The 14,593-nt window shown below is 50.3% G+C and carries 14 protein-coding genes; 9 read left to right on the forward strand and 5 right to left on the reverse strand.

Features of this window, described 5'->3' with window-relative positions; all coding sequences use genetic code 11:
- Positions 1-783 precede the first annotated feature (783 nt).
- Together ilvA and H164_RS0109115 are read left to right on the forward strand one after the other, a co-directional pair.
- Entirely contained in the window at positions 784-1,995 is a 1,212-nt protein-coding gene (gene ilvA, locus H164_RS0109110; RefSeq protein ID WP_025829870.1) for a threonine ammonia-lyase, read from the forward strand.
- Positions 1,996-2,000: 5 nt separating this feature from the next.
- Positions 2,001-2,375, forward strand: a complete 375-nt coding sequence (locus H164_RS0109115; RefSeq protein WP_019968327.1) for a RidA family protein — start codon at positions 2,001-2,003, stop codon at positions 2,373-2,375.
- 19 nt (positions 2,376-2,394) lie between these two features.
- Here the strand turns inward: H164_RS0109115 and H164_RS0109120 are convergent, their stop codons facing one another.
- Positions 2,395-2,592 (reverse strand): hypothetical protein, encoded by a 198-nt coding sequence (locus tag H164_RS0109120; RefSeq protein WP_202898926.1) that lies wholly within the window; start codon positions 2,590-2,592, stop codon positions 2,395-2,397.
- A 187-nt stretch (positions 2,593-2,779) separates the two neighbouring features.
- Positions 2,780-3,958 (reverse strand): phosphoribosylaminoimidazolecarboxamide formyltransferase, encoded by a 1,179-nt coding sequence (locus tag H164_RS0109125; protein WP_019968329.1) that lies wholly within the window; start codon positions 3,956-3,958, stop codon positions 2,780-2,782.
- Positions 3,959-4,042: 84 nt separating this feature from the next.
- On the opposite strand from H164_RS0109125, the gene H164_RS0109130 reads away from it, so the two are divergent.
- Together H164_RS0109130 and H164_RS15545 are read left to right on the forward strand one after the other, a co-directional pair.
- The gene (locus H164_RS0109130) at positions 4,043-4,306 is read left to right on the forward strand and encodes a hypothetical protein (protein ID WP_019968330.1); all 264 of its coding nucleotides are present in this window, start codon (positions 4,043-4,045) and stop codon (positions 4,304-4,306) included.
- A 223-nt stretch (positions 4,307-4,529) separates the two neighbouring features.
- A complete protein-coding gene (locus tag H164_RS15545) occupies positions 4,530-4,670 on the forward strand; it encodes a hypothetical protein (RefSeq protein ID WP_154652134.1) in 141 nt (46 codons plus the stop codon).
- Positions 4,671-5,205: 535 nt separating this feature from the next.
- On the opposite strand, the gene H164_RS0109135 is transcribed toward H164_RS15545, so the two are convergent.
- The 3 genes from H164_RS0109135 to H164_RS0109145 form a co-directional block, all read right to left on the reverse strand.
- The gene (locus tag H164_RS0109135) at positions 5,206-5,961 is read right to left on the reverse strand and encodes a porin family protein (protein ID WP_019968331.1); all 756 of its coding nucleotides are present in this window, start codon (positions 5,959-5,961) and stop codon (positions 5,206-5,208) included.
- The gene (locus tag H164_RS0109140) at positions 5,958-7,109 is read right to left on the reverse strand and encodes a PCMD domain-containing protein (RefSeq protein WP_019968332.1); all 1,152 of its coding nucleotides are present in this window, start codon (positions 7,107-7,109) and stop codon (positions 5,958-5,960) included. The genes H164_RS0109135 and H164_RS0109140 overlap by 4 nt, the downstream gene beginning before the upstream one ends.
- Before the next feature lie 72 nt (positions 7,110-7,181).
- A complete protein-coding gene (locus tag H164_RS0109145) occupies positions 7,182-8,423 on the reverse strand; it encodes a D-alanyl-D-alanine carboxypeptidase/D-alanyl-D-alanine-endopeptidase (RefSeq protein ID WP_019968333.1) in 1,242 nt (413 codons plus the stop codon).
- Between the two features lie 134 nt (positions 8,424-8,557).
- Between H164_RS0109145 and H164_RS0109150 the strand changes: the two genes are divergently transcribed.
- The 5 genes from H164_RS0109150 (at position 8,558) to H164_RS0109175 (ending at position 14,455) form a co-directional block, all read left to right on the forward strand.
- Entirely contained in the window at positions 8,558-9,958 is a 1,401-nt protein-coding gene (locus H164_RS0109150) for a threonine/serine exporter family protein (protein WP_019968334.1), read from the forward strand.
- Between the two features lie 143 nt (positions 9,959-10,101).
- Positions 10,102-11,409 carry a phosphopyruvate hydratase gene (eno, locus tag H164_RS0109155; RefSeq protein WP_019968335.1) on the forward strand — a complete coding sequence of 436 codons (1,308 nt, stop codon included), beginning with the start codon at positions 10,102-10,104 and terminating at the stop codon, positions 11,407-11,409.
- A gap of 397 nt (positions 11,410-11,806) precedes the next feature.
- Positions 11,807-12,694 (forward strand): LicD family protein, encoded by an 888-nt coding sequence (locus tag H164_RS0109165; RefSeq protein WP_019968337.1) that lies wholly within the window; start codon positions 11,807-11,809, stop codon positions 12,692-12,694.
- Positions 12,691-13,410, forward strand: a complete 720-nt coding sequence (locus tag H164_RS0109170; protein ID WP_019968338.1) for an IspD/TarI family cytidylyltransferase — start codon at positions 12,691-12,693, stop codon at positions 13,408-13,410. Before H164_RS0109165 ends, H164_RS0109170 begins: the two co-directional genes overlap by 4 nt.
- A 10-nt stretch (positions 13,411-13,420) precedes the next feature.
- On the forward strand, positions 13,421-14,455 hold the full coding sequence (locus tag H164_RS0109175) for an NAD-dependent epimerase/dehydratase family protein (protein WP_025829876.1): 1,035 nt from the start codon (positions 13,421-13,423) through the stop codon (positions 14,453-14,455).
- Positions 14,456-14,593 lie beyond the last annotated feature (138 nt).

Genomic DNA, 14,593 nt, shown 5'->3' on the forward strand with positions numbered 1-14,593 from the left:
TCTTCAAATAGAAGATGACTGAAAATGTACTTCTCATTGCTTTTGTTCCTTTCGTTTGCAAAATTATTTACTGTGGAGCAGTTGTCCACTAAGCAAATCAAGGGGAACGCGGAATAAGAAACCGACGGATGGAAATTTTCAGCCTAACAGCCTATTTCAGAGCGAATTTCCTTGATTTTCCACCTGTCTATCATCCCCCTTGCAGGGGTTACGAATAGGAGACGGAACGCTGTCACTGTTTGGCATAAAGACCGTACACGGTTGGCTTTACGCTGCTTTCAAAAGTCCTTTTAAGTCTTTGATTGATAACTTTATCGCTTCATTTTTCCAAATTTCAGATTTTATATGTACTTTCATGAGGTGAAATGAGCCATATTGCGCGGTAAAATGGGTGAGATTATCGTGCAAAATGGCTATGATTGGAACGTAAGGTATAAGTCGTTGATTATCAATGTGGCTGACTTGACGGGTTACCCGAACGCATGTAGGGACCTTAACTTTGACCTTTGAACATTGAACTTTGACCTTTATGAATAGTCCTATTATGAAGATGATTTGCAGACAAGAGGCATGTAGGGACGCACGGCTCGTGCGTCCGCTCCGTAACCCGCGTGCGTTCGCCCAAGTCATCGCCATGGATTTCATGGAAAGGGCAGCCTTTTTAGCCTTCTTGCCTTTTTACTTTTATCCGCTTTCCTTTTCACTTTTTTTCCTTTTTCCTTTCATACTTTTCCAAATTATAGTGTTAACTTTGCAGGAGAATGTTGGTTCATGCACTATGATATGTTGCAATTAGACGATTTTTATAAGGCGCGTTACGTCTTGAGCACTGTGTTGCGCAAGACGGAACTGGTTCATGCCAAGACCATCAACCCCGAAGTAGACGTCTATCTCAAGCCCGAATGCCTGCAAAAGACAGGATCGTTCAAGCTACGTGGGGCATATTTCAAGATTTCCCGGCTCTCCGACGAGGAGAAAGCCAAGGGCGTTGTGGCCTGTTCTGCAGGCAATCACGCGCAAGGTGTGGCTTTGGGCGCCACAGCCATGGGCGTGAAGAGCCTGATTTGCCTGCCCGAGGGTGCCCCCATCAGTAAGGTTGAGGCCACACGGAAGCTCGGTGCCGAGGTTATGTTGGTGCCCGGCGTGTATGACGACGCCTATCAGACGGCCCTACAGCTGCGCGATGAGCGGGGATATACCTTCGTTCACCCATTCGATGACGAGAATGTCATCGCCGGTCAAGGCACCATCGGGCTCGAACTCCTTGAGCAGCTGCCCGATCTTGATGCCGTTGTCGTGCCAGTGGGCGGCGGTGGACTGATTTCGGGCATCGCTTTTGCCATCAAAAGCCTCAATCCTCGCGTGAAAGTCTACGGTGTTCAGGCCGAAGGTGCACCGAGTATGGTCAACAGTTTGCATGATCATGCGATTGAATGTCTGCCGAGTGTGTCGACCATTGCTGACGGTATCGCCGTGAAGGAGCCGGGAAAGCTGACGTTCGAGGCCTGCGCTGAATATGTAGATGGGCTTGTCACCGTCAGTGAAGACGAGATATGCGCGGCCATTCTGAAGCTCATTGAGTCGGAAAAGATGGTGGCCGAGGGTGCAGGTGCAGCGAGTGTGGCCGCCGTAATGTTCAACAAAGTGCCCGTGAAAGGCAGGAAAACCGTGTGCATCGTCAGCGGTGGCAACATCGACGTAACGATATTGAACCGCGTTATCAACCGCGGACTGGCCAAGAGCGGCCGTTTCTGCACGCTCGACCTTGAACTTGATGACCAACCGGGCAAGCTTGTCGAAGTATGCACAGTGATTGCGCGCGCTGGAGCCAATGTCACGGGCGTTCATCACGACCGTTCGGCCAACCGAAAGAAGGTGAATGCCTGCATGTTGCGCGTGACAATGGAGACCAAAAACCAAGCACACATCAACGAAATCCTAAAGGCTCTCGACGCGAAAGGCATCACCATATTGAATAATCCTAACTTAAAATAAAACGTATGAAAGCTATCCACACAAACAATGCGCCTGCCGCTATCGGTCCGTATAGTCAGGCTATCGAAGTAAATGGTTTTGTCTTCGCGTCAGGACAGATACCTATCGACCCCAAAACGGGCAACTTTGTCGAAGGAGGTATCAAAGAACAGACCACACAAGCCCTCACAAACGCCGGAAATATACTGAAAGAAGCCGGTACCGACCTTGCACACGTCGTCAAAACCACGGTATATCTGGCCGATATGGCCGACTTTGCCGCCATGAACGAGGTCTATGCCACTTTCTTCTCGCAGCCCTTCCCTGCCCGTTCGGCTGTGGCCGTGAAGGATTTGCCTAAAGGTGCGCGCGTTGAAGTAGAGGTGTTGGCCGCGAAATAAGGGACAGAAGGTCGGAAGTCTATTTTCTTTGTGACTTCCGGTTGGCCCGTTGTTCACGGTATTTGGCCTTTTGACGGGAACTTCCTGAGCCATGTGCGCCCGTAACATACTTCTTTTTCTTGGCTTTGGTCTTCACTTTGTCGTCGTCTTTCTTTAGTCCCGACGCTCCTTTGAAGCTGATGCCGTGCTCTAATATGCTCTGAAAATCGTCCAACATGAGTCTGTTCTTTGAAGTTTGAACATTGAGTTTTGACTTTGAATATTGATGTTTGAACTTTGAACTTTGACCTTTGAACTTTATGATTTGCATTGAATATATGAACTAATCATAAAGTTCAAACTTCAAACTTCAAAATTCAAAGAACAAGATGATAAAGTTCAATGTCCAAAGAGGGTAAATAGAGTTAATGATGAAACAGGCGAATGCCCGTGAAAGCCATGGTAATGCCGTACTTATCGCAGGTGTCGATGACGTTATCATCGCGAATTGAACCGCCAGCCTGCGCAATATAGCGGACCCCACTCTTGTGGGCACGCTCGATATTGTCGCCAAATGGGAAGAAAGCATCGCTGCCGAGGGCCACGTTTGTGTTGCGGGCTATCCACGCTTTCTTCTCTTCTTGCGTCAGCACGGTAGGCTTTTCGGTGAAGAACTGCTGCCATACACCGTCGCGCAACACGTCATCATGCTCCTCACTGATGTAGACATCGATCGTATTATCGCGGTCGGCACGTCGTATTCCGGGCTTGAAAGGCAGGTTCATCACCTTAGGACACTGCCTGAGCCACCACGTATCGGCCTTGTTTCCGGCCAGACGTGTGCAGTGAATACGGCTTTGTTGGCCGGCACCAATACCGATAGCCTGTCCCTCTTTCACGTAGCAAACGGAGTTACTTTGCGTATATTTCAACGTAATAAGGGCGATAATCAAATCACGTTTGGCCTCATCAGTGAACGCTTTATTCTTGGTTGGGACATGCTCAAACAGTGAAGGTACGTCGAGTTTTATCTCATTTCGGCCCTGTTCAAAGGTGATACCGAACACCTGTTTTCGCTCTATAGGCGCAGGAACATAGTCAGGATCAATCCGAATAACATTGTAAGTGCCCTTGCGTTTGTCTTTCAATAACTCGATGGCTTCGTCAGTATAGCCCGGAGCTATCACGCCATCGCTGACCTCACGCCTGATCAATGTGGCCGTAGCTGCGTCACATACGTCGCTCAAAGCAACGAAATCGCCATACGAACACATGCGGTCTGCACCGCGGGCACGGGCATAAGCGCAGGCAAGTGGCGAAAGAGGAAGCGCATCGTCCACAAAATAAATCCTTTTCAGCGTGTCGCTGAGTGGCAATCCAATGGCGGCTCCCGCAGGAGAAACATGCTTGAAGCTCGCTGCGGCTGGCATACCGGTAGCCGCTTTGAGCTCTTTCACAAGCTGCCAGCTGTTGAGTGCGTCGAGAAAATTGATGTAACCGGGTCTGCCGTTAATGACTTCGAGTGGGAGTTCTCCGTCTTCCATATAGATTCTGGAAGGCTTTTGGTTGGGATTACAACCATATTTCAAAGCGAATTCTTTCATTTTGGAGTTAATTGAACTTTTTGCAAAGGTAATAAAAAATAATGATTACCTTTGCAGCACAAGAACTTTATTTCCAAGTATGTTATGAAGCGGAGAATGGAAGAACTGTTGAAAGAGGTCAGAATGAAAGTCGGTGAGCGGCAAGGGACAGGGAATGACTATGAAAGGTTATCCGGATTATTCTCCCGTCACCATGTCAATCTTGCACCATCTTCATTAAAACGATTGTGGAGATACCTCACCGGGGCCGAAAAACCATCGACGGAGATGCTTGACCGACTGGCGCTCTTCGCCGGATTTCAGGATTGGAAGAGCCTGAAAGAAACGTTTATGGACGAGAAGGAATGAGCATTAAGCTTTGAACTTTGATGTTTGAACATTGCAATACGCCCATGATAGGCATGTAGGGACCTTGACTTTGACCTTTGAACATTGAACTTTGACCTTTAGGATTAGTCCTATTATGAAGATGGTTTGTAAGCAAGAGGCATGTAGGGACGCACGGCTCGTGCGTCCGCTCCGTTGAGAATGTAAGTCAATATACATAGGTTTGTGCGTCCGCGCAAGGGATTTGAAAGCAAATAGCGTGGTTGTTGGAGCGAATGCACGCAGCATTTTGAGCGGACGCACGGACCGTGCGTCCCTACATGCACTCGCGCAACTTGCCATCTCAACCATTTTGCGCATCAATATAGCCATGACAAGCATGTAGGGACGCACGGCTCGTGCGTCCGCTCCGTTGGAAATGTAAGTCAATATATATTGGCTCGTGCGCACGCGCAAGGTGAATGGCAAGCAAGTAGAACGGTTATTGAAGCGAATGCACCCAGCGTTTTGCGCGGACGCACGAGCCGTGCGTCCCTACATGCACTCGTGCAATTCGTCATATCAGGCGTATTGATTACCAACGACTTACACCTTGCGTTGCAATATCAGCCATTTTGCACGGTAATCTCACCCATTTCACCGCGTAATATGGCCCATATTACCGTGCAATGTGGCTGATATTGCAACACCATTCCAATGCGATGATTTTACGATTAATGACAGTAAGGGAAATTAACCGATAGTTCTTGCAACGCCATTCTTGCTACTATGCTTTCCAATATCCCCCACGCTATTCGCCCTCCCCTCCTTTGGAGGGGTCGGGGGAGGCTCTACTCCGCCCTAAAGAAGCCCTCGCTGTTGGCCCTCCCCTCCTTTGGAGGGGTTAGGGGGAGGCTCTTAAACACTGAGGTAGGCCCCCCTCACAGCTCATACACCACACCTACCGTTGCAAAAATGGGGTAGAGGGTTTGCTCAATGGTCTTGAAACCGCTGTGATGAATGCCGGTCAGGCCCCAATTCAGGTCGAGATAGCCGCCTAATCTGTCTGCAAACAGCCAGTCACAGCCAAGAGTCAAGCCCACTTGAAAGCGGCGCATGTCGTCACTAAAATCGTAATCTCCGCGCTGACCCGGCCCTTCTCCGATGCTGATTTTAGCTCCCGTGGGACCCCCGACGCGCAGATAACCGCCGTGAGCACAGCCTTCAAACTGTTTTGAAACAACGTAAGAGAGATACGGACCGGCCTTCAGTCGCACCTTATCGCCCACATGCAGGGTCGCCATCACGGGCACCGTGAACATCCATTCGTTTACTTTCGTCTTGGCATCGCCCGTGTATTGGCCCTCAAGATATTGGCTTCCCTGACTGAAGGCCATGTGATAATTCTTCACACGAGCGTCTTCCTGCATGCCTTTGTTCTCGAAACGGAGGCCCGACATGATGCCTATGCCGCTGCAGAACCGCCTTTCTACGTCGATACCCAACTGGAAATTAGGCATCAGGGTGTAGCTGTTCAGCCGGCGAATGCTGCGAGGAAGCCCCACGGGAGCCGTTCCTCCGACGGAATAACCCAGCCGTGTCGTGAACGAAATGTCGTTTTTAGAACAGCATTGTGCCTGTGCTGTGCCGGCTGTCAAGACGATGATGCCGGCCAAGATGAACTTTCTCATGGTCATTTCTCCTCCTTTTTGCAAATGATTCTCACTTTGTCGACGCACAAGGTTGAGCCGATGGCACCGATGAATTGGTCGCCGCGCTTACTCGAAGAGAACACGATGGCCAAGCTATAGCCGTTATGTTCGAGCACGTCGAGGTCGATATTGCTGACGTATTTGAATGAAACTTCGAACGCTGTCCACGCTTTCTGCGGCTTCACATAGCCCATGTCGGCCGTTGCGATGATAAGCGGTGAGGTCTTGATGTTGGTGCCGTCGAGCACAACGGCATTGCCTTTGGCGTCGTGGTTGCGGTAGAACACGGCGTAAACGGCGGCACTATCCTTGATATCCACCGTATGGAGCTCCTGATCGGTCACATGTTCGGCCGGATTATACGTATAATAGCCCGTGAAACGAATGGGTTTGCGATTGAAGGGATGCCCAAATCGCGTGGCTTTCAAGGCGTCTGCAAGTGCATTTTGCAGGTCGAAGGCACCGTAAAAGAGGTTACCTGCGGCGATAGGTTTCTTGACCATCTTGCCCAATGCGCCCGTACTTCGGGTGGTCATCTGCACACCTTTGCCCTCCATCCCATTGATTGGAATCGTCGGGTCGGCGTCAATCGGTTGGTCCCATGCCGACAATGAGAAGCCGGCATTGCCCGTTCCCCACACGTCTTCCATGCCGTTGGGTCCTTTTTCCTGCCATTTATAGAAGTCGACAAGGCCGGTCAGGTTGTCTTTGGCCACGTTTTCGAAGTCGAACTTCACCACGTCGCCCACCATCTTTGCGCTGCCTTGGAAGCTGACACGATAGACACGGCTGCTGTTTCCGTCCTCTGAAGTGACGGTATATACCACAGGTCCGCGACCGAAATCATGTGCCGAGCCATTTGCCGGCGTGATGGTTGCGCCCTCGGTCAGCCTGAACTTCGGTGCAAAGACAGTCTGTTTGGGCTTTCGTTTGGTGCGGAAAACAATGTCAACCGTGGTAGACGGAATGTTGACCAGCGTGTCGTTGGCATTGTAAAAAACGTCTCCCGGCTTCTCAATGCTCACGAATGCCTGTTCGATATCACACTCTGCGTTCGGTGCTTCTTCCTTGATACACGACGTGAATGCGGCACAAAGCAAGGCCACGGACGCCATTCTGAAAATCATCTTCATCGTTATGCGTGTTAAAAACAATGCAAAGATACGAAAAAATTGCCTTTTTTCCGTTTTTATCTTTTTACTTTCTTACTTTTCAACCATTATCTCGCAGAGCTTTCTTTGCAGCACTCGCGCGTCAAGTACCGACATCTTGTGGTCCATAATGGCAAAGGTAAGCAGATGACCGTTGCTGTCTTGACAGTAACCGGCAAGCGAACTGATACCGTAAGGGTGGGAGAGTGTGCCCGTTTTTCCGTGCACTTTGCCTTGCAATTTGGGGCTTGCCAGCTCACGACGCAGCGTACCGTCGATGCCGGAAACGGCCAGATGGTTGTCCAACATGCGGTAAATGGCCTTGTTGTGATAGCCATATCGCAGAACAGTGGTCAGCGTTCGGGGTGAAACTTGGTTGTGAATGCAGAGTCCGCAGGCGTCATGTATCACGTGAGAGGTGTCTCTTATGCCCAGTTCATTGCGCATGAAGCCACGCAGATAGGCCAGTCCGGTGGCGATAGGTTCGCCGTTCGGGTTGACATGATGGCCGATGGTGTAGAGCAAAGCCGTGGCCTGTGTGTTGGAACTGTTCTTCCACATGCGGTCGATGACGCGGTCGATGGAACGGTAGAAACGGAAGATGCAATGCGAACCGCGTGGCGTTCGGCCCCGAACCACCTGCTCATCGTCAATAGAAATGCCCGCTGTTCGGAGCGTATGCTTGAGGGCTTTCTCAACACGTTCGGCTCCCCTGTAGAACAAACCATATCGGGAAAACGCCAAATCCCACGGATACCAGTGGACTTCGCTCTGCACCGGGGCTGTCAAAACAAGGTCGATGACGAGCCGACCGTCAAGTTTTCGGATGCCTTTACGGCGCAAGGCACGGGCAAACATGTCGAGGTCGGGCTCGTTCACCTGCGGATCCAAGCCGGCCTTGAAGCTGATGTCACCCTTGAAAGTGCCGTCTTTCGTGACGCCTTTTGTGTAAAGCGATGTGGTATAAAGATATTTTGTGCCAAGCAAATGCAGTCCCGCTATGCCGCTCAGGAGCTTCAAACACGAGGCTGAAGGCTGCACCGTGTCTTCGTTACAGCCGTAAACGGGCTTCTCTGCCGTGAGGTCATAGACATGAAAACCAAAGGCCCCGGCCGGTCGGGGCAGTGCAGCAAAGTCGGAAAGTCGGTGCCGGAGTGCCGTGTCTACAGGGATATTGCCTGCCTCGGAGTCCGTTCCTGCCTGTCCGTTTCCTTTGTTCTTGCTGCCGCAACCGCCCATCATCGCGGCTGCGAGGGCTAGCATGAGCCCTATCCTGAAGCTTCTTTTGATGTCCATTGCTTTGTTTTTGTCGTCATGCAAAAGTAATAAAAAAACTTGAAACGGGCTGTTTCGGCGTGCGAATAATCGAGATAGGGCCGACCATATTCGGAAAAAAGCATTAACTTTGCACCGCAATTCAGACAAAGACAATGAAAGATAGCATCGTATTGAAAGAACATGAGGAGGTTGTGAACCGCAAATTGGGCCTCCTTTTACAGACAGGTTGTCTGCTGATGGAGTGCTCTGCCGACACGACACGCATCATGCGGACCCTCAAAAGAACCATCGCTTTCCTCGGACTTCGCAACGAAAACCTTCATCTCTACGTCAACTACGACATCTTGATGGTGAATTATCACGACGACACCCACTCGTTTACGAAGTTCCAACACTGTAAACGACACATCATCGACATGGCCGTTATCTCCGAAATGAGCCGACTTTCATGGAGTTGTATCAAGGAAAACCTCTCTTTGGACGCCTATGCGGAGAGGCTGCATCAGCTGGGTAAGAAGAAAAACCGGTACACGCCGTGGGAAGTATCCATTGGAAGTGGCTTCGCATGTGGCGGCTTTTGCGTTCAATTCGGTTGTGACTGGACATCGTTTTTCTATGCATCTATCGCCGCAATATTGGGCTTTCGGCTCAAGATGTTCCTTGCGAAGAAGGGCACGAATGCCTATGCCGGCATCGGAATCTCAGCCTTTGTGGCAACGATGTTGGCCTGGCTTTTCACGTTTCTCTCAGTGGGTCCGGTGGCTCATGCAGTGCCTGCGTTTCTCCATTCGGCCACTCCTTGGCACCCGTTGCTGGCCTGTGCGCTCTTCATTGTGCCCGGAGTGCCGCTGATCAACTTTGTGAGCGACATGCTCGACGGCCACATTCAGACTGGCATCACGCGGGCTTTGAACACGCTAATCATGGTGGGAGCGATGTCATTCGGCATCGCCTGCGCCATTAAAATATGCGGAATAGACAACTTCGTGACCGACCTTCCGATCACACCTCACCACAATTATTTTGAATATGCCATTGCCGCAGCCATCTCGGCCATGGGTTTCTCGATGATATACAACACACCTCGCCGTCTGCTTCCAGTCATTGCGGTGGGCGGAATCATTGCCGTTTGCTGTCGGAATTTCGTGAACTTAGGAGCCAGCAACGGTAACATTGGCCTCGACCAAGGCGTGATTATCGGTTCGTTGACAGGCTCCATGCTCGTCAGTCTCATTATTACTCGCGCCCAACATTGGTTCCATACGCCCCATCAATGCATCTCCATACCGAGCGTTATCCCCATGGTTCCGGGCGTATTGATGTATCGTGCGCTCTTTGCCTTCATCGAAATGACGGGCGTTATCGGTCAAGTGACGGTGGCCATGAACAATCTTATCAAGGCTTCGCTCGTCATCTTGTGCATTGCTTTGGGCGTGGCTTTGCCTCATATCTTCGTGCATCGGTTGCTTGAAAGCAAGCGTAAGCAACGTCTCTACGACTTGCTTTGCGAGCGACATCGCATCAATAAAGAGCAAAAGTTGCAGGAGAAGTGACCCGCTTCGGGTGCTTCTGTCTGCAAAACAGCCGAAACACGTAGCCGAAAAAATGCAAAACATTATATATAGGTATTGCATATAATAAAAAAAATGGCTATCTTTGCCTGAAAATATATAGTATCAACTTAATAAAAGAGATTATGAAGATTGAAAAAATTCATGCAAGAGAAATCCTCGATTCAAGAGGTAACCCGACAGTTGAAGTAGAAGTGACGCTCGATAACGGCGTGATGGGCCGTGCAAGTGTGCCGTCTGGGGCATCAACCGGCGAGAACGAGGCCCTCGAACTCCGCGATGGTGACAAGCAACGTTACTGTGGTAAGGGCGTATTAAAGGCCGTAGAGAACGTCAATAACGTGATAGCTCCAGCACTGAAAGGGGAAAATGTGCTTAACCAACGCGCCCTCGATTACAAGATGCTTGGCTTGGATGGCACCCCAACAAAGAGCAAATTAGGAGCCAATGCCATTCTTGGTGTGAGCCTTGCTGTTGCACAAACGGCTGCCAAAGCCCTTAATATTCCATTGTATCGTTACATCGGTGGCGCCAATACTTACGTGCTTCCGGTTCCTATGATGAACATTATTAACGGCGGAGCACATAGCGATGCGCCGATTGCTTTCCAGGAGTTTATGATCCGTCCAGTAGGAGCTCCGAGCGAAAAAGAGGCAGTTCGCATGGGTGCAGAGGTGTTTCATGCATTGGCAAAGAACCTGAAAAAGCGCGGACTTTCAACGGCTGTGGGAGACGAAGGAGGCTTTGCTCCTAAGTTCGATGGCATCGAAGACGCGCTCGACTCTATCATTCAGGCCATCAAAGACGCCGGTTATGAACCCGGAAAAGATGTAAAAATCGCCATGGACTGCGCCGCTTCGGAGTTTGCTGTACAGGAGAATGGCAAGTGGTTCTACGACTATCGCCAGCTGAAGAACGGCATGCCGAAGGACCCAAACGGCAAGAAACTCACGGCAGATGAGCAGATTGCTTACCTTGAGCAGCTCATCACGAAATATCCTATCGACTCTATTGAGGACGGACTCGATGAGAACGACTGGGAGAACTGGGTGAAGCTGACCACAAAAATCGGCGACCGTTGTCAGTTGGTAGGCGACGACTTGTTCGTGACCAACGTGAAGTTCCTCGAAAAGGGCATCAAGATGGGTGCGGCAAATTCTATTCTTATCAAGGTCAATCAGATTGGTTCGCTCACCGAAACCCTTGAGGCTATCGAAATGGCTCACCGTCATGGTTACACAACCGTGACCTCTCACCGTTCCGGAGAGACCGAAGATACGACGATAGCTGATATTGCTGTGGCAACAAACTCAGGTCAAATCAAGACAGGTTCGATGAGCCGTACCGACCGAATGGCCAAGTACAACCAGCTCATTCGCATCGAAGAGGAACTCTGCTGCACCGCACAATACGGTTACAAGAAGTTGAAATAAGAGCGAAGTTCCTGTTTCGAACAACGCATTATTAATAACATGGAAAAAGTGTCCGACCACATTCGGGCACTTTTTTTATGATTTATGCCTTCCGAAACTACCCCTACCGGTTTATAGCGGAGTGCAAATTACGCATCAATACGGCTGGTTCTGTTGTTCTTTTTAAGCCATAGAAAGGGAAACAAGTCCTCCATACGCTCCCCACGCCCATAACCATTACCCTGTATAACAACAAAATCCGGGGAGAAAAGCCACGTACTAATTGCCATGGAAAAGGTAAGAATGAACCCAAATAAAGCAACAAATATTCTCCATTCATATTCAACTGTGCCGAGAAAACGGATATTTTAGCGACGAAAGCGGCTGCAAATGAAAAAAAATATGTAAGTTTGCAGCTATGCAAGAGGTGACAAAAGAACTCCAACCACGGTGGAACGCCGTTATCATTGACGTGCTTTCGGTCTTTATCCGCATCTGCGAAGCGCAGGGACTACGCTATTTCTGCGCGGGAGGAACGGCCATTGGGGCCGTGCGCCATCAGGGAATGATTCCTTGGGACGACGATATCGACGTGTTCATGCCGCGTCCCGACTACGACCGCTTCCTTGCTTTGGCGGCCCATTCGATGCCCGAAGGCTACGAAGTACTGTCACCTTACGCGACGAAAGACTATCCGATGTACTTCGCCAAGATGTGTAATGCACGCACAACGCTGCTCGAAAACGAGCGAATACCCTGCGTCTTCGGACTCTATATCGACATCTTTCCCTTGGACGGTGCCTGCGACGACGTGGAAACATGCTATCGGGAGAAACGCCGTTTCAAGCGGTTGATGAACAAACTGGAGGCCGTTTCCACGCACAACAGCTTCGGTGAGTACGTTGGTCTGCTGGCGAAGCGGCGCGAATGGGGTCGTTTTGCCGTGAAGACCGTGGCTTTTTGCTGTCGTTCGTGGCTCAGACGGTGGCTCTTGAAACAGATGGACAGCATCGCATACGGCCATGATTACGCCATGTCTTCAAGGGTTGTCACCTACAGCGGGGCCTATCAACGGCAGGAAATCTACCCGAAAGCATGGCTCGAAACGCCGCAGATGTTTGCCTTCGAGGGCCTCATGGTGAACCTGCCCCACGACTACGACGCCTATCTCCGCCATTTCTTCGGCGATTACATGACGCTTCCGCCCGTGGAACAGCGGGCCTCGCATCACCAAAAGGTATTTTTCGACCTTGACAAACGCCTCGATTTGAAAGCTATCAAACGCATATTGAACCTCAAAAAATGAACATTGCCGTTATATTTGCCGGTGGATCGGGACTTCGGATGCATACGAAATCGAAGCCAAAACAGTTTCTCGATCTCAATGGAAAGCCCATTATCATCTATACTTTGGAGCTTTTCGACAACCATCCCTTGATAGATGCCATCGTTGTTGCCTGCATCGAAGGGTGGATTCCCTATCTGGAAAAGCAGCTAAAGAAGTTTGAAATCAACAAAGTGGTAAGCATTGTGCCCGGCGGAACGACCGGACAAGACTCCATTTACAACGGACTTTGCGCCGCAGAAGCCTATGCAAAGGGCGACAATGCCACGGTGTTGATACACGATGGTGTACGACCTTTGATCACTGAAACAACGATAACCGACAATATAAATAAGGTGGAAGCGTGCGGATCGTGCATCACCTGCGTTCCTGCAACAGAGAGTTTCGTTGTCAAACAAGCTGATGGAAGCCTCGAAATTCCGCCGAGATCGGCCTCTCTGATAGCCCGTGCACCGCAGTCATTCAAGCTGAATGACATTCTTACAGCCCACAGAAAGGCCATCAAGGAAGGCCGCCATGACTACATAGACTCGTGCACCATGATGAATAGTCAGGGCATGACGCTGGGCACAATCATTGGTCCGATGGAGAACATCAAGATAACCACGCCGACAGACTTCTTTGTTTTGCGGGCCATGGTGAAGGTGCATGAAGACCAACAGATATTCGGTTTATAGGTTGTTTGGCATGAATAAGGTTTTAGAAAACGATATCAAGGCCTTCAAAACGCATTTCGAACTTGGCTCATCTTTGGTCGGAACGACGGTTTGCGTAACGGGAGCGACGGGCCTTTTGGGCAGTTTGGCAGTGAAATGCCTGCTGAGTATCGGTGCAAAAGTGGTGGCCGTCGTTCGCGATGTGGCCAAGGCCGGACGCGTGTTGGGTGCCGAAAGCGACCAGCTTCGCTATTATGTCTACGATTTTTCGTCGGACAACGGAACCTTCATGCCTCCCGTTGCAGTGGATTATGTCCTTCATTTCGCCGCTCCAACGGCTTCCAAGTATTTTATAGACAAGCCGGTAGAGACTATCGACACGGTGTATCGCGGCACAAAAGCCGTGTTGTCGTATGCCATGGAACAGCCTTTGAAGTCGTTGGTCTTTGCCTCTACGCTCGAAATCTACGGCACGATAACCGACGATTCTACCCCCATTACGGAAGAAGTGCAGGGCTATATCGACCCCATGTCGGTGCGCAGCAGTTACCCGATGGCTAAAAGACTCGCCGAAACCCTGTGCCATAGCTATGCCAAGGAGCACGGATGCCCGGTCAAGATAGCCCGTTTGGCGCAGGTATTTGGCGCAGGTGTGGCCCCTGACGACACGCGTGTGTTTGCCCAATTCGCCCGTTGTGTCATTCAAAATCAAGACATCACGCTTCACACAACGGGCGACCTTTGCCGCTGTTATTGCTACACCATGGATGCCATTTCGGGCATTCTGTATGTCATGTTGAAAGGAACGGCCGGCGAAGCGTATAACGTTTCCAACCGCGAAACCTATATTTCGATTCGCGAAATGGCCGAGATGGTGTGCCGAGAGTTCGGTTCTTCCATTCGCACGGTGGTCAGGTTGCAAGGCGACATGGGCTATTCTCCGACGACAAAGCTGCTGCTTTCGGCCGCAAAATTAGAGGCCTTGGGCTGGAAACCGCGGTACGATTTGCACGAAATGTACGACAGATTGATAAGCTCCATGAGGGAAACGACGGCGGCACTTTGAATATTGAACATTGAAGTTTGAGTATTGAACTTTGAAGTTTGGGGGCTTTGAACATTGAAGTGTGAACTTTGAACTTTAGGATCAGCCCTATTAAAAAATGATTTGTAGGCAAGAGGCGTGTAGGGACGCACGGCTCGT

Origin of the sequence: Segatella maculosa DSM 19339 = JCM 15638 (genome assembly GCF_000382385.1) — a bacterium.
GTDB classification, from domain to species: Bacteria; Bacteroidota; Bacteroidia; order Bacteroidales; family Bacteroidaceae; genus Prevotella; species Prevotella maculosa.

Coding starts and splice junctions, on each gene's coding strand:
- H164_RS0109115 (WP_019968327.1), top strand. CDS start 2,001: ATGAAAGCTATCCACACAAACAATGCGCCTGCCGCTATCGGTCCGTAT.
- H164_RS0109140 (WP_019968332.1), bottom strand. CDS start 7,109: ATGAAGATGATTTTCAGAATGGCGTCCGTGGCCTTGCTTTGTGCCGCA.
- ilvA (WP_025829870.1), top strand. CDS start 784: ATGTTGCAATTAGACGATTTTTATAAGGCGCGTTACGTCTTGAGCACT.
- H164_RS0109150 (WP_019968334.1), top strand. CDS start 8,558: ATGAAAGATAGCATCGTATTGAAAGAACATGAGGAGGTTGTGAACCGC.
- H164_RS0109175 (WP_025829876.1), top strand. CDS start 13,421: ATGAATAAGGTTTTAGAAAACGATATCAAGGCCTTCAAAACGCATTTC.
- H164_RS0109130 (WP_019968330.1), top strand. CDS start 4,043: ATGAAGCGGAGAATGGAAGAACTGTTGAAAGAGGTCAGAATGAAAGTC.
- H164_RS0109125 (WP_019968329.1), bottom strand. CDS start 3,958: ATGAAAGAATTCGCTTTGAAATATGGTTGTAATCCCAACCAAAAGCCT.
- H164_RS0109165 (WP_019968337.1), top strand. CDS start 11,807: ATGCAAGAGGTGACAAAAGAACTCCAACCACGGTGGAACGCCGTTATC.
- H164_RS0109120 (WP_202898926.1), bottom strand. CDS start 2,592: ATGTTGGACGATTTTCAGAGCATATTAGAGCACGGCATCAGCTTCAAA.
- H164_RS0109145 (WP_019968333.1), bottom strand. CDS start 8,423: ATGGACATCAAAAGAAGCTTCAGGATAGGGCTCATGCTAGCCCTCGCA.
- H164_RS0109170 (WP_019968338.1), top strand. CDS start 12,691: ATGAACATTGCCGTTATATTTGCCGGTGGATCGGGACTTCGGATGCAT.
- eno (WP_019968335.1), top strand. CDS start 10,102: ATGAAGATTGAAAAAATTCATGCAAGAGAAATCCTCGATTCAAGAGGT.
- H164_RS0109135 (WP_019968331.1), bottom strand. CDS start 5,961: ATGACCATGAGAAAGTTCATCTTGGCCGGCATCATCGTCTTGACAGCC.